The following is a 17,445-nucleotide window of genomic DNA, read 5'->3' as shown; positions in this document are numbered from 1 at the left end:
GACTGTGAAGCTGCAACGGTTAGGAGCTTTGGTGGAATACATCTCGACCCGCGGCGGGATGACCCCCGCACCCTTTAGCGCGACGCTGCTCGAGGGGCTTGCGACAGACGGCGGCCTCGCGGTGCCCGAAACGATGCCCGAGATCACGCGCGAGCGGATCGAATCGTGGCGGTCGCTGAGCTATGCGGAGCTCGCAACCGAGATTCTCAGCTTCTTCGCGACCGATATTCCCGGGCCAGAGCTCGCGGCAATGTGCGAGCGCGCCTACCGCGAAGAGAGCTTCTCGCCAGGCATCGTGCCGCTCACTCCGATCAGCGAGGAGATCTCGCTCGTCGGGCTGTCTGAGGGGCCGACGCTTGCGTTTAAGGACATGGCGATGCAGTTTCTCGGGCAGTCGCTCGAGTACGTGCTGCGCAAGACCGGGCGCACGCTCAACATCGTCGGCGCGACGTCGGGAGACACGGGCTCGGCCGCCGAGTATGCGCTGCGCGGCAAGGAGGGCGTCTCTGTCTTCATGCTGTCGCCGCAGGGTCGCATGAGCGACTTCCAGCGCGCGCAGATGTACTCGCTCGACGACGCAAACATTCACAACATCGCCGTCGACGGGGTGTTCGACGACTGCCAAAACCTCGTGAAGTCGATCGCGGGAGACCTCGAGTTCAAGCGCGAGTACAGCATTGGTGCCGTGAACTCGATCAACCTCGGCCGCATCTCGGCGCAGGTCGTGTACTACTTCTGGGCGTGGCTGCGCGCGAGCGATGCGCTCGACGCAGAGGCCCGCCAGACCTTCAAGGTGTCAGTGACGGTGCCCTCGGGCAACTTCGGCAATATTCTCGCCGGGCACTTCGCGCGTGAGATGGGCGCGCCGATCCGCCGCCTCGTGCTCGCCGCGAACGAGAATAACGTGCTCGACGATTTCTTCCGCACTGGCATCTACGCGCCGCGCGCCGCGGCCGAGACGCACGCGACCTCGAGCCCGTCGATGGATATCTCGAAGGCCTCGAACCTTGAGCGCTTCATCTTCGACCTGCTCGGACGCGACCCCGAGCGCTTGAACGCTGCGTGGCGCGAGCTCGACGAGACCGGCAAGCTCGACCTCAGCGAGGAGCTGCCGCGGTTCACCAGCGAGTTCGGCATTCAGAGCGGCACGAGCACACACGCCGACCGTGTTGCCACGATTCGCTCCGTGCACGCCGAGAGCGGCGTCACGATCGACCCGCACACTGCAGACGGCGTGAAGGTTGCGCGCGAGCACGTCGAGCCCGGCGTGCCGATGCTTGTGCTCGAGACGGCGAAGCCAGAGAAGTTCCCCGACATCGTCTTCGAGGCAACGGGGGAGCGGCTGGCGCTCCCCGCGCACCTCGCCGGGCTGCTCGAGCTGCCGCAGCACGTGACAGAGATGGCCGACGATGAGGCGACACTGCGCGAATTCGTCGCGAAGCGGGCGCTCCGGGCGTAGACTTCCGACACACATGGGCCACAGCTAGGAGGGGTTTCCAGTGTTCGGACGCCGCACAGAGCAGGTACTTACCAGACGCATAGTCGAATTGGAGCGACGGAGCGGCATTCGTTTGTCCTCCGGCGGCAGCGACAGTGCTGCGATCGGGGGAGACGGCGCCCCGCCCCCCGATTCGCCAGCTGCGCGCGGCAGGGCGGGCGGGGCCTGGGGCGACGGCTTCGGCATGATCGCTACGCGTTCGCTGCAGGTCATCATCGTGCTCGCCCTCACGGCGGCAGTGGTGGTCGGGCTGCGCACGCTCAGCACAGTGTTCATTCCGATTCTGCTCGCCCTGATCCTCGCGAGCACGTTTGCGCCGGTGATGCGCTGGCTTCGTTCTCACCGCGTGCCGTCGGCACTCGCTACCGTGCTCGTGCTGCTCGGCATCATGCTGCTGCTCACCGGCGTCGGCTGGCTCATCGTCTGGGCGGTGCAAGACGAGTGGGACGAGCTGTCGACCCAGGCGCAGAGCGGCTTTGAGCAGGTGCTCGAGTGGGTGCAGACGCTACCGTTCGCCCCGAGCTCCGAGCAGATTTCTGAGTGGCAAGACACCGTCATCGACTTCGTGACAAGCTCGCAGTTCGGCTCCGGGGCACTCGCGGGCGTGAGCGCAATCACGAGCTTCGTGACGGGGCTCGTGCTCATGGTCGTCGTGCTGTTCTTCTTCTTGAAAGACGGCCCCCAGATCTGGCAGTTCCTGCTGCGGCCGTTCCGCGGCTCGGCGCTTGCCCGCGCGGAGCGCGCAGGCGACAAGACGGTGTCGACCCTCGGGTCGTACGTGCGCGGCACGGCCGCCGTCGCGGCAGTTGACGCGATCGGCATCGGCATCGGCCTCGTGATTCTCGGGGTTCCGCTGGCGCTGCCACTCGGGGCGCTCGTGTTTATTCTCGCCTTCATTCCGATCGTCGGTGCGACAGTCGCCGGCATTCTCGCGGCGCTCGTCGCGCTCGTAGCCAACGGGCCGATCTCTGCGGTACTCGTCGTCGGCGTCGTCGTGCTCGTGAACCAGCTCGAGGGCAACTTCTTGCAGCCCGTGCTCATGGGCCGTGCGCTGAAGCTGCACTCGCTCGTGATCTTGCTCGCCCTGACGATCGGCACCGTGCTCAGCGGCGTGCTCGGAGCCGTTCTCGCGGTGCCGATCGCGGCGGTTGCCTGGGGCATCATTCAGGTCTGGGACGGGCCAAACCTCCCCGCGAAGGCCTTCCGGCCCCGTGACACCCGCGCGTAGCGCACCGCGAAAGGACGCTATGCGTTTTCTCCTCAACATCGCCGCCCAGATTGTGCTCGCCGCCGTGGCGCTCATTGTGATTCACTTCGCGCTGCCAGGAGTGACGCTGCACCTTGCCGGGTTCTTCGTCGCGCTGGGAGTGTTCACGCTCGCCCACGCGATCCTGAGCCCGCTCGTGATGAAGCTCGCGCAGCGCTACGCGACGCCGCTCACCGGCGGGGTCGGGCTGATCGCAACGCTGCTCGCGCTGTGGATCGCGACGCTCTTTCACGGCGGTATCGTCATCACGGGGCTGCAGGCCTGGCTGCTCGCGCCCGCGATCGTGTGGGTGATCACTGCGCTCGGCGGCTGGTTGGTCGGGAAGCTCTTCATTGACCGCGTCATCGGCAAGCGCGAACTCGCGCGGAAAATCGCGCATTCTCAGAAATAGGGCGGGCGCAACACGCGCGGGAGTTGCGGTTTTTCGCCCTCGATTTGCGCGGTGAGTGGTGACGTGGGAATATATATGAGTTGTCAACGACGGCCTAGGCCAGACAGAGACAACAGCGTCCGGCCCTATCGTATAGCGGCCTAGTACGCCGCCCTCTCACGGCGGTAACGCGGGTTCGAATCCCGCTAGGGTCACCGGATAGAAAACCCCCGCTTCGGCGGGGGTTTTCTTTGTTTGGGTGTGCTGGCGGTCACCGCGGTGCGTTGATGATGCCTGTCGACACCGGTGTCTCGAGCGCGTAGCCGCCGAGCCCGAGCGGCTGCGTGACGCTCGTCGTGAGCACCCAGTACACGAGGCCGCCGACGAGGCACGAGGGGATCGACGCGGTTGTGTAGAGGAACCAGGGCGACGGCTCGTAGCTGATCGGGTGGAGGAGCAGCGTGTACGTGATGGCGCCGGCTGCAAGCGCAGCGAACGCGCACGGGTTCCAGCCTCGCCAGTAGCCGACGGCCGAGGTCGCAACTGGCTTGTAGAGCTCCCGCACCGGCACCCTTGTGCGGCGCAGAATGAAGTAGTCGACGATGCCGATGCCGACGAGCGGCGCGACGAGAATCGCGCCCCACGAGAGAAAGCGACCGTAGTTCTCGTAGACGGCCTCGGGGAAGAACACGAGAATGCCGGCTGGCCCGAGAATAATCACGCCCATGAGCGGCCAGGCCATGCGGCGAAACAGGTTGCCGCCGCCACTGCGCAGGGCGAGCATCGAACCGTAGCCCTGCGAGAGAATCGCGGTGACGTTCGCGAAAGCGATCGCGATGAGCGCGATGGTGCCAAATACCGCGCCGGTGAGCGGAACGAGCCAGTCCGTTGGCTCGGTGATCTTCAGCAGCAGGGCCGCGAACGTGCCGACGATCGCGGCGAACACCGATGCTCCAAAGATGCCGATCCAGTTCGGCCAGAACGCGATGCGAGCGCTCCGCGTGAGCCGCGCGAGGTTGCCCATGTTCGGCCACCAGGCGAACCCACCGGCGATGCCGAGCTCGATTGCAACCATGAAACTGACGTGCGGGTTCTCTTCGGGGTCAAGCGGGGGGATCGCCGTGAGCTCCTCCCACGACACGCGCGTGAAGATGATCACCACGATCACCACCAGAATGATGACGAGTGCGGGGGCGACGATCTGGCTGACGCGCTCCACCGACACGGGGCCGCGCGCGAGTATTGCCCACGAAGCGATGATGGCGATGAGGCCGAGCACGCTGACGGCCGCGCCGGTCTTGCTGACACTCACGCCGAACAGCGTGTTGATGATGTTGACAACGCCGTGCCCGAGCATGATCGCGAGGATTGCAGACCAGGCCGCCGCAAAGATTGTCGAGGTGATGATCATGACGAGGCGGGCGCCCGCGTGCCCGAAGATGCTTCGCAGCATAACGAACTGCTCGACGCCGTATTTCGCCGACGCCAGCACGGGGGAGAGCGCGACGAGCAGCACCGAGATACCGTAACCGATAACGATGCTGGCGATCGCCTGCACCGCGCCAACGTAGTAGGCGACGGTCGCTCCCTGGAGGAAAGCCCACGTGGCGATCGCGAGGCCGATATTGACAACGGAGTAGTCCCAAAAACCCCACAGGCGCTCCTTGGGGAGCAGCGGGAGCTCGTTCAGCGTTGCGTCCTCTGGCACCCGCACGGCGCTGATGGTCTCGGTGCGTATGTAATCGACCACTAGGCGGCCCACCAGAGCAGCAGCCCGGAGCCAACGGCGAGGGCTCCGACGGCGATCGCGAAGTCTTTCCACGGGAGGTTGGTTTGCACCATGCCGCCGCAGCCGGGTGACTCCATGCGGGCGAGACGCCGCTGCAGCTCTGCTTCAAATTCGTTGTCCACACTGACCTCGATGTTTCTGATTGATGAACCAGTTAAGTTACAACCCTGGATCTTGCGGTATCGCCTGTCAAGCCCCCGACACAAAACTGGCCAGCTAGTCAATTTACCCCTACACTTGCCGAATGGAGACGAAGAGGTCAGAGCAAAACCGTGCGCTTCCGCGCGAGGCCGCCGTGGTCGTTGTCGGGGCCGGGTACGCCGGGCTCGCCGCCGCGCTTGAGCTTGACGACGCGGGAATCGACGTGGTGGTGCTCGAAGCGAGCGGCCGCGTCGGAGGTCGCACGCTCTCGGAGCGCGACAGTGGGGGCGTGGTCATCGATCACGGTGGCCAGTGGGTCGGGCCGACGCAGCGAGAGTTTCTCGGCCTCGCCGAGCGCTTCGGTATCGAGACGTTTCCGACGTACCTCGAGGGGGTCAACATCGAGCGCTGGGTCGACGGTTCGCAGCGGCACTTCAAGATCGCCGGCCCCGAGGGCGGGCCAGGCATGGGCGAGTACCTGACCGCGATGGCAGAGGTGGATCGGCTTGCGCAGACGATCGATCTCGAGCGCCCGTGGGCCTCGCCAGCCGCCGTTGAACTCGACGGTGAGACGGTGCAGTCGTACCTCGAGCGCACGGTCGCGCACCCTGGCGCGCGGCTGCGCATGGCGCTCGCCGTGCAGAGCGTGTGGACGGTGGAGCCACGCGACATTTCGATGCTGCACTTTCTGTTCTATATCGGCTCGGCCGGAAACCTCGATCAGCTGATGGAAGCGGAGGGCTGCGCGCAGGAGACGCGCTTCGTCGCGGGCGCGCAGGAGGCCGCGCAGCGGGTCGCCGAGCGACTGGGCAACCGCGTCGTGCTTCACGCCGCGGTGCGGAGCGTCGAGGAGTCGGGCGGCGGTGTGACGGTGGTTACCGACCGGGGCCAGGTTCGGGCCGAGCGTGTCATCGTTGCCGTGCCGCCTTCTGCCGGGCGCCGCATCGCATACGAGCCGCAGTTGCCCCTGTCGCGGCGGCGTTGGCTCGCACAGAGCCCGATGGGAGACGTCGTGAAGATCCACGTCTCGTATGGCCGCCCGTTCTGGCGCGAACGCGGGCTGAGTGGTGAGGCGACGCTGTACGGCGATTCGTCGCTCGGGTTCGTGTTCGACAACTCCCCGCACGATCTCTCGGCTGGCGTGCTCGTGTGCTTCGTGTACGCCGAGCGCCTTCGCGTGTGGCGCGGTCGGGGAAAAGACGGCAGGCGGCAGGAGGTGATCGATACCCTCGTCGAGCTGTTCGGAAGCGAAGCGGCGGAGCCGCTCAGATACGCCGAGAAAGACTGGGCTGAGGAGCCGTTCATCGAGGGCGCCTACGCCGCCAACCCCACGCCGGGCACGTGGGTCGAGCACGGGCCCGCCGGCTGGCGCGAACCGGTTGGTCGGCTGCACTGGGCGGGAACCGAGACGGCGAGCGTGTGGAACGGCTATATCGATGGCGCCATCGCCTCGGGCCGCCGGGCTGCTCGAGAGGTGCGAGGGGCCGTGGGGGAGCAGTGAGATGAGCTGTGGTGAGAACTGCATGCGGGGCGTCGCGGCGGCGGGCCTGCCCGACGCGCGCGGGCTACGATGGAGACAATTGAGCGCATCCGGCGCTTTGAGAGGTGGGTCACATGGTGCGGCCGAGCGTTGAAGACGAGCGGCGGGCTCAGATTATGGCCGCCACACGCAGGGTGATGGTGCAGCGTGGCGTCGCGATGCTGCGGGTCGCAGATGTGGCTCGCGAGGCTGGTGTCTCGCCAGGCATCGTGCACTACTACTTCGAGAGCAAAGACGAGCTCATTCGAGAGACCTTCGAAGACAACTTCTCCTCGTCGTTCGAGCGGCGCTCTGCGCTGCTCGCCGAGGAACTGCCCGCCGATAAGAAGCTCCGCAGGCTGCTCGAGTCGTACGTTCCGGTTGACGAGGCAACGCGGGAGTCGTGGCACGTCTGGCTCGAGCTCTGGGTGGGCGCCCTGCAAGACGAGCAACTGCGCCGCCTCAATGAGACCGCCTACGGGGAGTGGCGTCGCCTGATTCGTGATGTGATCGACGAGGGAGTGGATCAGGGTGTGTTTGTCGCCGAGGGGCTCACGTCGAAGGTGAATCAGCTCATCGCGATGATTGATGGCCTCGCCGTGCAGGCACTGCTCGGCTCGACGGTAATCACGGCTGAGGCGATGCGGGAGCTGTGTGCCGAGTTCGTCGGCAATCACCTGACGCTCGACTAAGGCCCGCGGGCAAAACCGGGGAGATTGCTTGACTTCGCTTTTGCGTCTCCGCTAAATTGATTGAATAGCCAGTTAAGAACTGCTGGCCGAGTTCACCACGGATCAAGGACGATGATGTTGGTTTCTGCTTCTTCTGCCCGCCTCGACGACGGCGCGGTCACGACGGCGTTTGGCAACCCGGGTTCGGTTGCGGTGGTTGGGGCCTCCGGCGACCCGGCCAAGTGGGGCCACTGGCTTGCGAAGGGGGCCCAATCGGGCGCCCACCGGCGCCCCGTCTACTTCGTGAACCGCGGGGGTGCTGAGGTGCTCGGCGTGCCAAGCTACCGCAGCCTCGGCGACCTCCCCGAGGTGCCAGAGCTCGTGGCGATTGCCGTGCCCGGCCACCTCGTTGCAGGCGTGATTCGCGAGGCCCTCGGGCTTGGCTCGCGCGCCTTCGTGGTCGTTGCCGCGGCGATGGCTGAGGAGGCCGAGACCGCGGCCCTGCTTCGCGAGCACGGTGCGCGCATGATCGGCCCGAACAGCCTCGGCATCTACTCGGCCGAGGGTGAGCTGCAGCTCATGTGGGGCAGCATGCGCCCAGGCAGCCTCGCGATCGTCTCGCAGAGTGGTCAATTGGGCAGCGAGATCGCGGCGATCGGCGCGCGCGCCGGCGTTGGGGTCTCGCGCTTCGTGTCGCTTGGCAACCAGACCGACATGGGCGCGGCCGAGGTCGTGCGATCAATTATTGGTGACGCCCCCACCCGCACCATCGGCCTGTACGTCGAGGATTTCTCAGACGCGAGCAACCTCTTTGCCGCGATCGCCGAGGCTACCGCCGCGGGCATCGGAGTGATTCTGCTGACAACGGGGGCGAGCGACGCGAGCCGCGAGCTTGCGCAGTCGCACACCGGCGCGATGACCTCGTCGATGGATCTTGTGGATGCGGCCTGCCGCGCCGCAGGCGCGCTGCGGGTGCGCACGCCGGCCGAGCTCGTGCAGATCGCCTCGTACCTGCACCGGCGCAATGCGCCAGCGGGGCCGCGTGTCGCGGTCATTAGTGACAGCGGCGGGCAGGGCGGCATCGCAGCTGACGTGGCGGCCGGCCTCGGCATCGAGCTGCCCGAGTTGAGCTCGGCGCTGCGGGCTCGCCTCGATGCGTTGCTCTCGGCCGCTGCGTCGAGCCGCAACCCCATCGACCTCGCAGGGTCTGGCGAGGCGAGCCTCGACGTCTACGCCCAACTCCCGGGGCTGCTCGCCGACAGCGGTGAGGTCGATGCCATTGTGCTGTCTGGATACTTCTGTAGCTACGGTCACGACATGCCCGCACTTGTTGCCGCGGAGAGCGCGGTGGCCGACCGGCTCGCCGCGGTCACAGCGGTGCCCGTCGTGGTGCACGCCATGGCCCCCGACTCGGCGGTCTCGCAGCGACTGCGCGACGCCGGGGTGCCGGTCACCGGGCGCATCGAAGACGCGCTGCTCGCGCTCTCTGCCGCCCGCAGGCTCGGCCACGCCCACGGTGTGGCGCCCGCTGAGGGCCCAGCGTTGCGCGGGGTCACGCAGACCGAGATTCGCTCGGAGCTCGCCGCAGCTGGCATCCCGTTCCCTGACTTCCGCATCGTTCGTGACGCCGAACAGGCCGCCGCGGCCGCCACCGAGCTCGGGGGCACGGTAGTGCTCAAGGCGGCATGGCTCGCGCACAAAACCGAGGCCGGGGGAGTGACGCTCGGGCTGCAGGGGCCCTCTGCGACGCGCTCGGCGTTTCGCGCGATGCACGCCCGAATCGGCGACGGCGATTTCACGGTCGAGGTGCAAGACACGCGGGAGCATTTCGCCGAGTACATTGTCTCGGCCAGGCGAGACCCGGCCTTTGGGCCTATCGTCTCGGTCGGAGCGGGCGGCACCGGCACCGAGATCTGGGGTGACATTGCGCTCGAGCGGGCTCCCGTGAGTCGCGAGACCGCGCTCGGCATGATCGCTCGGCTGCGCAGCGCCCCGCTGCTGGAGCCCTGGCGTGGCCGTGCCGCGCTCGACACCGAGGCGCTCGTCGGCGTCATCATGCGGCTGTCGGCGGTGCTCACGGCGAGCCCGGGGGTCACCGAGATCGAAATCAACCCGGTGCGCGTCGGCATCAACGGCGCGCTCGCGGTCGACTGCCTCGCGGTGATAGCCGAGGGGCGGCCGTGACGGCCACCGAGTTTGCAGTGCCACCGGGCTGCGCGAGCCCTCGCGTGCCCGATTCGAAACCCTCCCGAAAGGAAATACACACATGAACCTGATGGAAAGCACCCGCTCGATCTGGCAGCTCACCGATGAGCAAGAGGCGATTGTTGAGCTCTGTCGCGAGTTCGCTGCAGAGGAGATTCGCCCGCGAGCAAAGCAGGTCGACGAGGCCGACGCCGGCTCCCCGCTCGATCTCTTCGAGAAGGCGGCGAAGGTCGGCATCACCGACTTCATGATTCCCGAGGAGTTCGGTGGCGGCGGTTTCACCGACCTCTTCACCCAGTGCCTCGTGCAAGAGCAGTTGTGCTGGGGAGACCTCGGCATCGGCAACTTCCTCTGCTCGAACGGGTTCTACGCAGACCCCATGCTCGTGCTTGGAACTCAGGAGCAGAAGGAGCAGTGGTTGCGCCCGCTCACGGGTGACAAGCCGGTGCTCACCGCGCTCGCCACGACGGAGCCGGGCGCGGGGTCTGACGCCGCCTCGATTGTGACCCAGGCCGTGAATACCGACGGCGGCTACCTGTTGCGCGGCCAGAAGGCCTGGATTTCGAACGCCGGTTACGCCGAGCAGTACGTGGTGTTCGCGAAGACCGACCCCAGCGAGCGGTCGAAGGGTGTCAGCGCCTTTCTGATTCGCAAGGATGCTGCTGGCTTCACTATGGGGGAGCCAATGAAGAAGATGGGCCAGCGGGCCATCACCTGCCGCGAGTTGTTCTTCGACGACGTGTTCGTGCCGGAGTCAGACCGCCTGGGCGACGAGGGTCAGGGCTTCTTCGGCCTGATGAAGACGTTCGACGCATCGCGCATTGTGCTGGCCGCGGCGGCCACCGGCGTCGCGCGTGCTGCGTACGAGTACGCCCTGAACTACGCGCGGGAGCGGGTGCAGTTCGGCAAGCCGATTATCGAGCACCAGGCCGTTGCCTTCCGCCTGGCCGACATGGCCACCCGCATCGATGCCGCCTGGTTGCAGACGCTTCGCGCCGCGACGATGTTCGACCAGGGCAAGCCGATCGTGCGCGAGGCGGCGATGGCAAAGCTCCAGGCGTCTGAAACGGCCGCGTTCTGCACGTGGGCCGCTGTGCAGACCCTCGGCGGGTGGGGCTACTCGCGCGAGTTTCCTGTCGAGCAGTGGATGCGCGACGCGAAGCTCGAAGAAATCGAGGAGGGCACCTCAGACATCATGCGCCTGGTGATCTCACGCAACATGTAGTCGGGCGCACCGCCCGCGTATTGCCAGGGCCGCGCCGAAATGCAACAATCATTCTGTTAACTGACGACTCAGTTAATGTGACGTCAAGGAGGACGCCAGATGCACGATCGAAAGAGAACTCTCGCCGCGGTTGCGGCGGTCGCAGCCGCCGGAATGCTGCTCAGCGGCTGCGCGGGCGGCGGCGGAGCTGCCGCAGACGCGAAGAGTCTCACCGTCACCATGTGGGGCGGCGCTGCACAGGAGGGCCACGTCGCGACGGTGTTCCAGCCGTGGGCGGAGGAGAACGGCGTGACGATTCAGCAGGACTCGCCAACCGACTACGCCAAGCTCGACGCGATGGTGCAGGCAGGCAAAGTCGCCTGGGGCGTGGTTGAGGCCGAGCCCAATTTCACCGAGACGGCCTGCGAGGCCGGAACGCTCGCGAAGCTCAACGACGAGGTGAAGCAGGCGATCGCAGCGGCCGAGGTGAACCCGGAGTTCGTGAACGACTGCGCCATTCCGATTCTGCAGTACTCGTTCACGATCGCGTACAACACCGAGAAGTTCCCAGGGGCGCACCCGACGACCTGGGCCGAGTTCTTCGACACCGAGAAGTTCCCGGGCAAGCGTGGCTTCTGGAAGTATGCGACCGGCGGCATCTTCGAGGCCGCGCTGCTCGCCGACGGCGTCGCGCCGGCAGATCTCTACCCGCTCGATCTCAACCGCGCGTTCAAGAAGCTCGACACCATCAAGAGCGACATCGTCTGGTACGACACGGGCGACCAAATGACCCAGCTCGTCGCGAGCGGCGAGGCCCCACTCGTGCAAGCCTGGAACGGCCGCATCACGCAGGCCGCCGCAGACGGCCAGCCGGTCGCGAATGAGTTTGGTGAGAACCTCATCACCTACGACCACGTCGTCATTCCGAGCGGCTACGCGAACGAGCAGCTGGCGCAGGAGTGGATGGTGTGGTTCCTGTCGCACCCCGAGGCGCAGGCAAAGCAGGCCGAAGAAACCGGCTATGGCACCGCCTCCCCGAAGGCGCTCGAGTTCATTCCGCAAGAGATTCAGCAGGAGCTCGCCGGGAGCGAGGCCGTGAACTCCCAGTCGGTCGCCACGATCGACTACAGCTACTGGGCGGAGCAGTACGGCCCGGTCACGGAGCGTTTCAACGTCTGGATGGCTCAGTAGCTCCCTGCCCGCCGACGGGCTTCACTGAGAGTGACAACCGAGGAGAACACATGAACGCGAACGTTTTGGGGCCCCGCCCCTCTTTCATGGAGATCGTGTGGCAAGACGATCTCAGCGACGCCACGGGCTACGTGGTGATCGACCGCTTGCTCCGCGGGGTCGCGAGCGGCGGCCTGCGCATGCGTGCGGGGTGCACCCTCGAGGAGGTGCGGGGCCTCGCTCAGGCGATGACAAAAAAGGAGGCCGTGCACCTGCTCGAGGGAGCGCGCTACGTGCCCGTCGGAGGCGCGAAGGGCGGCATCGATTTCGACCCGCGACACCCGGGCGCGAAGGGCGTGCTCGAGCGCTTCCTCGATAGCCTGAGCCCCATTCTTCGCAGCTACTGGGCGGTCGGCGAAGACCTCGGGGTGCGGCAGCACGACATCGACGAGATCTTCGAGCGGCGAGGGTGGGGGAGCGCCGTTGCGCCCGTGCGCCGGTTGCTGGGGGCCGAGCGCGAGACTGCGGCGGCCGATGCGCGGCTCGCGCGCGCGTTCTCGGTGACGGTTGACGGGATCGCGCAAGACGAGCTCGTCGGCGGCTACGGTGTCACCGTGGCAGCGCTCACCGCGATGCGCCTCCGGGGAATCGACCCAGTAGGGGCGCGCGCGGTCGTGCAGGGGCTGGGGTCGATGGGCGGGGCGACCGCGAGATTCCTCTCGCGGGCCGGCGTGCGGATCGTTGCCGTCGTGGATGCGGCTCGGGTGATCGTCGACGATTCGGGCCTCGACGTCGAGCTGCTGCTCGCCGCACGCGACGCCTTCGGCACCGTAGACCGGTCGCGCCTGCCGGGCGGCGCCCGCGAACTGCCGGGCGATCGGTGGCTGTCGATCGAGTGCGACGTGCTCGTGCCGGCGGCCGTTTCAAACTGCATCGGGGTGAGTAACTGCGAGCAGATCACGGCGGGGCTCGTGGTCGAGGCCGCGAATCTCCCAGTGTCGGCGGAGGCCGAGCGTGCGTTGGCGGATCGGGGCGTCGCGGTGATTCCGGATTTCGTCGCCAACTCGGGAACGAACGCCTGGTGGTGGTGGGTGCTCTTCGGAGATATCGACGGATCGTGGGAGCAGTCGACCGCCATGCTCGACGAGCGCATCGGTGCGCTCACCGAGGCGGCGCTACTAGACGCAGCCCGTGACGGCATCACCCCGCGCGCAGCCGCGTTGGCGATTGCTGCGCGGGGGCTCGCAGCAATCGAGGCAGGCGACCGCGCTCTTGCAGCGGGGGCGGTCGCGTGAGCGCGGCACAGACCGTTCCGGGGGCTGCGGTGCCGGAGGCGGAGCGCCGGGCGGCCCGTGCCGCGGGCGTGCACCCCGAGAACACGGGGCTCGCGATCATGCGGGTGGTGCGCGGTTACGGCGTCGACACGGTCTTCGGCATTCCCGGCACCCACAACCTCGAGTTCTATCGGCACCTGCCCAGGCTCGGCATCCGTGCCGTCACGAGCCGTCACGAGCAGGGCGCAGGTTACGCCGCAGACGCGTGGGCGCAGCGCACTGAGCTGCCCGGCGTAGTCGTTGCAACCTCGGGGCCGGGGCTGCTCAACGCGCTGTCTGCGGCTGGCACTGCCTATTGCGAGTCCCGCCCAATGCTGATTCTCGCGCCGGGCCCGGCCCGGGGTCATGAGGGGAGCACGGTTGGCACGCTCCACGAAACCAAGGACCAGCTCGGGGCTGCAGCGTCGGTGATTGACTTGGCGGTGCGGGTCGAGAGCGCGGAGGCGGCCGTCGATGCTGTCCACGCCGCGTTCGAGCTGTTTCGGGGCCCGCGGCCGCGGCCGGCGTATGTCGAGGTGCCGCTCGACCTACTCGAGGAGGCTGCGGCCCTCGACGAAGCGGTGCTCGCGGCCCGTGAAGCCGCTCAAGGGGCGGCCGCGCCGGCAGCGGAGATTGAGTCGGCTGTGGAGCTGCTCCTGGCTGCGAAGCGCCCGGCGATTCTTGCCGGGCGGGGCTCGCGGAGAAGCCGCGAGCAGCTCCGCGAACTGGCCGAACAGCTCGGCGCCCCGGTCGTCACGAGCTCGAACGGTAAGGGCGTGATCCCGGAGTCGCACCCCCTATCCGTCGGGGCAGAACTGCGGCTCGCGCCGGCCGTCGAGCTGCTCGAGGGTGCGGATGTGCTGCTGATTGTCGGCTCGAAGATCGCGGTAGGCGAGTTTATGACGGGGCCGCTGTCGCCACGTGGCGCCGTCATTCGGGTTGACGCAGACGCCGCGCAGATCCGGGTCGGGCCTCCCCTCGCCACGGAGCTTGTCGGGCGGGCGGAGAACGAGGTGCCGAGACTCCTCGCGGGCGTGCGCAGCGGCCTCGAGGGGGCCGAGCAGGCGAGCCCGTGGTGTGACGTTGCCGCTGTGCGCGAGGCGTGCGCCGCCGAAGCCATGCGCACGAGCCGAGCCTCGGTGGAGGTGGCGACGCGCATCGTGTCGGCGCTGCCGCAGGGCGTCATCGTGACGGGCGACTCGTCGCAGATCAGCTATAACGGCATCGCCGAGGCGTTCAGACCCGACGCTCCGGGGGAGTGCCTGAACATGATCACCTATGCGACGCTCGGCTACGGTGTGCCAGCCGCGATCGGCGCGAAGCTGGCCTCCCCGGAGCGGCATGTGGTGTGCGTCACGGGCGACGGGGCGCTCATGTTCTCGGTCGTCGAGCTGCAAACCGCGGTCGAGCAGGGGCTCGATCTCACAGTGGTCTGCGTCGACAACGGTGGCTACGGCGAGATCGAGCAGAACGAGATCGACCGCGGCATTGCCCCGATCGCCGTGCAGCTGCGCCAACCAGACTGGCCACTGCTCGCCCGCGCCTTCGGCGGCACGGGCTTCGCGGTCGCCGAGGCGTCGCAGCTCGAAGCGGTCGTCGCGCGCGCGGTGTCGACGCCGGGTGTTTCCCTGGTGCACGTGCCGATGGGGCTGTTTGAGTAGTCTCGCGGGCGAGGGGCCCCGACACGACCGTGTCGGGGCCCCTCGCCGCAGCTGCGGCCCTATCGCTAGATCTGGGTGCTCCAGTCGTGCTCAGCCGCGACCCGGTGCAGCCTGAGCAGATCATCGAGCGACTCGCGCTCCACCGCGAGCCGGGCCTCGCCGCCGCCCACGAAGACCACCGCAGGCCGCAGCGCGCCGTTGTAGTTGTTGGTCAGCGTGTACGCGTAGGCGCCGGTCGCAGCGAGCACCACGATGTCGCCGATCTGTGGGTGTGGCAGGTGGGCGTTGTCGACGAAGAGATCGCCCGACTCGCACTGCCTGCCGACGAGTTGCGCGATCGTGTCGGGCATCGCCGTGGGTCGGTCGGCGAGGATCGGGCTGTACTGCTGCCCGGTGAGGGCGGTGTCGAGGTGGTCGGCCATGCCGCCGTTGATCGCGACGAAGCGCCGGCCCGTCTGTTTCGTGGTCACCACCGAGTAGGCGGTGACCCCCGCCCGGGCTACCGTCGAACGGCCGGGCTCGATGATGAGCTTGGTGTCGGCAGGGAGCAGGCCACGAGCCGCGGCGACGACGGCGTCGAGGTACTCCTCGACGGTCGGCGCGTGATCTGTCGGGGTGTAGTTCACGCCAAGGCCGCCGCCGACGTCGTACACGGGAAACTCGCCGAGGCTCGTGACGCGGCGCACCGCCTCTGCGAAGGGCTCTGTCTCCAAGATCTGAGACCCGATGTGCACGTGCAGGCCGACTAGCTCGATCTTTGAGTTGTGGCTCACGAGCTTCGCGATCTCGGCGATCTGATCGAAGGTGACCCCGAACTTCGAGGTCTCGCCGCCCGTTGCCTGCGTCGCGTGAGTATCGGCGTCGATGTTTGGAATGACGCGCAGCAAGATGCGCTGGGTTTGGCCGACAGCAAGCGCCGCGTCGAGCCGTGCGATGTCGTCGGTGCCATCGATGATGACGGTGCCGACGCCGTGGGCCACGGCGAGTGCAATCTCCTCGTCCGATTTGGCGTTGCCGTGCATGTAGATGCGATCTCCTGGCACGCCGGCCTCGATTGCAAGCCGCAGTTCGCCGAGGCCAGCGACATCGATGCTCATGCCCTCTGAGGCCGCGATTGCGTACACGGCGACGATCGGCATCGACTTCGACGCGAAGAGCACCTCCGAGTTTGGCCAGCGCTCGCGTAACCCCTGCACGAGGCTGCGCATCTGTCGGCGCAGCCCGTGCTCGTCGAAGATGTGCAGCGGAGTGCCAAACTCGTCGGCGAGAGCCCTGACTGAGACGCCGCCGATGGTGAGTTCGCCCTTGTCGTTGACGCCGCTCTCCTCGGGCAGAATTCTGCGCAGGCGGTCAAATGGTGTCTGCCCTTGAGCGGTCGAAGCGGTGGGGTGAACGGGTGGGGTCTGAGTCAATGTCGCTCCTTTGCGATCAGTGTGTGAGGGGCCTCTGCGGGTGTTCGGGCGACCGCAGAATTCGGGCCGCGGTGTTGCCATCGTAGCGATTGGCTGCCATAGTTGTCATTATTGACTGGCTACTCAGTTAATAAAAACGTCAAGGAGGACGTTGAAGATGAACAGGAAACTTGTCATCACCGTTGCGGGAATTGCTACTGCTTCACTGGCCGTCGTCGGCTGCGCCGGAGGAGCCACAGATGAGGCATCAGAGAAGTCCCTGACAATGGTGGATTGGGGCGGCGAAACTCAGCGCGTCGCCATGGAGCAGCTCTACCAGCCATGGGCAGAGGAGTTCGGTGTCGCGATGAAAGAGGATTCGCCGACCGACTACGCCAAGCTCGATGCAATGGTGCAGGCGGGCAAGGTCAACTGGGGCACAGTCGAGGTTGAACCGAACTTCACCGAGACGGCCTGCGCAGCCGGCACGCTCACCAAACTCGACGATGCAGTGAAGCGGGCCGCCGAGGAGCACGGCGTCGACCCCGTCACCATGAGCGACTGCGGCATTCCGATTCTGCAGTACTCGTTTACAATCGGCTACAACACCGAGAAATTCCCAGACGCGCACCCCACTACCTGGGCGGAGTTCTTCGACACCGAGAAGTTCCCGGGCAAACGGGGCTTCTGGAAGTACGCAACCGGGGGCATCTTCGAGGCAGCACTCATCGCCGACGGCGTCGCGCCGGAAGACCTATACCCGCTCGATCTCGACCGCGCGTTCAAGAAGCTTGACACGATCAAGAGCGACATCGTCTGGTACGACACCGGCGACCAGCAAACGCAACTCGTCGCGAGCGGTGAGGCGCCGCTCGTGCAAGCGTGGAACGGCCGCATCTTCAAAGCCCAGGCAAGCGGTCAGCCGGTCGCAAACGAGTATGGCGAGGCTCTCGGAACCTACGAGCAGATCGTGATTCCGAAGGGCTACGCCAACGCAGACCTCGCCCAGGAGTGGATGCAGTGGGTGCTCGCAACACCTGCCGCTCAGGCGGAGTATTCGAAGCAGACCGGATACGGCCCCGTGACCCCCGCTGCCCTCGAGCTGCTATCGGCAGACGAGCAGAAGGAGCTTCCCAACAGTGCGGAGAACCAGGCAAAGATGGCGGCGATGATCGACTACGGTTACTGGGCCGAGCACTACTCCGAAGTGACGGAGCAAATGAACGTCTGGATGGCGGGTTGAGCT

14 protein-coding genes and 1 tRNA gene are annotated in these 17,445 nt (G+C 66.6%); 12 read left to right on the top strand and 3 right to left on the bottom strand.

Features of this window, described 5'->3' with window-relative positions; genetic code table 11:
- Nucleotides 1-31 precede the first annotated feature (31 nt).
- The 4 genes from thrC (at nt 32) to ABD115_RS12920 (ending at nt 3,350) form a co-directional block, all read left to right on the top strand.
- Entirely contained in the window at nt 32-1,459 is a 1,428-nt protein-coding gene (thrC, locus tag ABD115_RS12935) for a threonine synthase (RefSeq protein ID WP_343961506.1), read from the top strand.
- Between the two features lie 142 nt (nt 1,460-1,601).
- Nucleotides 1,602-2,726 carry an AI-2E family transporter gene (locus tag ABD115_RS12930; RefSeq protein ID WP_343961599.1) on the top strand — a complete coding sequence of 375 codons (1,125 nt, stop codon included), beginning with the start codon at nt 1,602-1,604 and terminating at the stop codon, nt 2,724-2,726.
- A gap of 19 nt (nt 2,727-2,745) precedes the next feature.
- Entirely contained in the window at nt 2,746-3,156 is a 411-nt protein-coding gene (locus ABD115_RS12925; RefSeq protein ID WP_343961504.1) for a hypothetical protein, read from the top strand.
- 121 nt (nt 3,157-3,277) lie between these two features.
- Nucleotides 3,278-3,350: transfer RNA gene (locus ABD115_RS12920), tRNA-Glu, on the top strand.
- A 56-nt stretch (nt 3,351-3,406) separates the two neighbouring features.
- On the opposite strand, the gene ABD115_RS12915 is transcribed toward ABD115_RS12920, so the two are convergent.
- Together ABD115_RS12915 and ABD115_RS12910 are read right to left on the bottom strand one after the other, a co-directional pair.
- Nucleotides 3,407-4,885 (bottom strand): cytosine permease, encoded by a 1,479-nt coding sequence (locus tag ABD115_RS12915; RefSeq protein ID WP_343961501.1) that lies wholly within the window; start codon nt 4,883-4,885, stop codon nt 3,407-3,409.
- Nucleotides 4,885-5,046: a hypothetical protein gene (locus tag ABD115_RS12910; RefSeq protein ID WP_343961499.1), complete on the bottom strand. Its 162-nt coding sequence runs from the start codon at nt 5,044-5,046 to the stop codon at nt 4,885-4,887. Before ABD115_RS12910 ends, ABD115_RS12915 begins: the two co-directional genes overlap by 1 nt.
- A gap of 122 nt (nt 5,047-5,168) precedes the next feature.
- On the opposite strand from ABD115_RS12910, the gene ABD115_RS12905 reads away from it, so the two are divergent.
- The 7 genes from ABD115_RS12905 to ABD115_RS12875 all read left to right on the top strand — a co-directional run bounded on the left by ABD115_RS12905 (nt 5,169) and on the right by ABD115_RS12875 (nt 14,808).
- Complete coding sequence (locus ABD115_RS12905) at nt 5,169-6,566, top strand: flavin monoamine oxidase family protein (RefSeq protein ID WP_343961498.1); 1,398 nt, start codon at nt 5,169-5,171, stop codon at nt 6,564-6,566.
- A 113-nt stretch (nt 6,567-6,679) separates the two neighbouring features.
- Complete coding sequence (locus ABD115_RS12900) at nt 6,680-7,276, top strand: TetR/AcrR family transcriptional regulator (RefSeq protein WP_343961496.1); 597 nt, start codon at nt 6,680-6,682, stop codon at nt 7,274-7,276.
- A gap of 111 nt (nt 7,277-7,387) precedes the next feature.
- Entirely contained in the window at nt 7,388-9,439 is a 2,052-nt protein-coding gene (locus ABD115_RS12895; RefSeq protein WP_343961494.1) for an acetate--CoA ligase family protein, read from the top strand.
- Nucleotides 9,440-9,521: 82 nt separating this feature from the next.
- Nucleotides 9,522-10,685, top strand: a complete 1,164-nt coding sequence (locus tag ABD115_RS12890; protein WP_343961491.1) for an acyl-CoA dehydrogenase family protein — start codon at nt 9,522-9,524, stop codon at nt 10,683-10,685.
- 99 nt (nt 10,686-10,784) lie between these two features.
- Nucleotides 10,785-11,855, top strand: coding sequence for an ABC transporter substrate-binding protein (locus ABD115_RS12885; RefSeq protein WP_343961489.1), 1,071 nt, complete (start codon nt 10,785-10,787; stop codon nt 11,853-11,855).
- 50 nt (nt 11,856-11,905) lie between these two features.
- On the top strand, nt 11,906-13,129 hold the full coding sequence (locus ABD115_RS12880; protein ID WP_343961487.1) for a Glu/Leu/Phe/Val dehydrogenase dimerization domain-containing protein: 1,224 nt from the start codon (nt 11,906-11,908) through the stop codon (nt 13,127-13,129).
- Complete coding sequence (locus tag ABD115_RS12875) at nt 13,126-14,808, top strand: thiamine pyrophosphate-binding protein (RefSeq protein WP_343961485.1); 1,683 nt, start codon at nt 13,126-13,128, stop codon at nt 14,806-14,808. The genes ABD115_RS12880 and ABD115_RS12875 overlap by 4 nt, the downstream gene beginning before the upstream one ends.
- A 65-nt stretch (nt 14,809-14,873) precedes the next feature.
- Here the strand turns inward: ABD115_RS12875 and lysA are convergent, their stop codons facing one another.
- Nucleotides 14,874-16,220, bottom strand: a complete 1,347-nt coding sequence (gene lysA / locus ABD115_RS12870) for a diaminopimelate decarboxylase (RefSeq protein WP_343961483.1) — start codon at nt 16,218-16,220, stop codon at nt 14,874-14,876.
- A 157-nt stretch (nt 16,221-16,377) separates the two neighbouring features.
- Between lysA and ABD115_RS12865 the strand changes: the two genes are divergently transcribed.
- Entirely contained in the window at nt 16,378-17,442 is a 1,065-nt protein-coding gene (locus ABD115_RS12865) for an ABC transporter substrate-binding protein (protein ID WP_343961481.1), read from the top strand.
- Nucleotides 17,443-17,445: the final 3 nt, after the last annotated feature.

Origin of the sequence: Leucobacter albus, from assembly GCF_039528015.1 — a bacterium.
In the GTDB taxonomy this organism is placed as follows: Bacteria; Actinomycetota; Actinomycetes; order Actinomycetales; family Microbacteriaceae; genus Leucobacter; species Leucobacter albus.
Note: the sequence above shows the minus strand (reverse complement) of the source record. Positions and strands in the feature narration are given on the sequence as shown.

Excerpts from the sequence above, each read along its gene's own strand:
- ABD115_RS12925 (WP_343961504.1), top strand. The coding sequence starts at position 2,746 with ATGCGTTTTCTCCTCAACATCGCCGCCCAGATTGTGCTCGCCGCCGTG.
- ABD115_RS12905 (WP_343961498.1), top strand. The coding sequence starts at position 5,169 with ATGGAGACGAAGAGGTCAGAGCAAAACCGTGCGCTTCCGCGCGAGGCC.
- ABD115_RS12900 (WP_343961496.1), top strand. The coding sequence starts at position 6,680 with ATGGTGCGGCCGAGCGTTGAAGACGAGCGGCGGGCTCAGATTATGGCC.
- ABD115_RS12895 (WP_343961494.1), top strand. The coding sequence starts at position 7,388 with ATGATGTTGGTTTCTGCTTCTTCTGCCCGCCTCGACGACGGCGCGGTC.
- ABD115_RS12890 (WP_343961491.1), top strand. The coding sequence starts at position 9,522 with ATGAACCTGATGGAAAGCACCCGCTCGATCTGGCAGCTCACCGATGAG.
- ABD115_RS12885 (WP_343961489.1), top strand. The coding sequence starts at position 10,785 with ATGCACGATCGAAAGAGAACTCTCGCCGCGGTTGCGGCGGTCGCAGCC.
- ABD115_RS12880 (WP_343961487.1), top strand. The coding sequence starts at position 11,906 with ATGAACGCGAACGTTTTGGGGCCCCGCCCCTCTTTCATGGAGATCGTG.
- ABD115_RS12865 (WP_343961481.1), top strand. The coding sequence starts at position 16,378 with ATGAACAGGAAACTTGTCATCACCGTTGCGGGAATTGCTACTGCTTCA.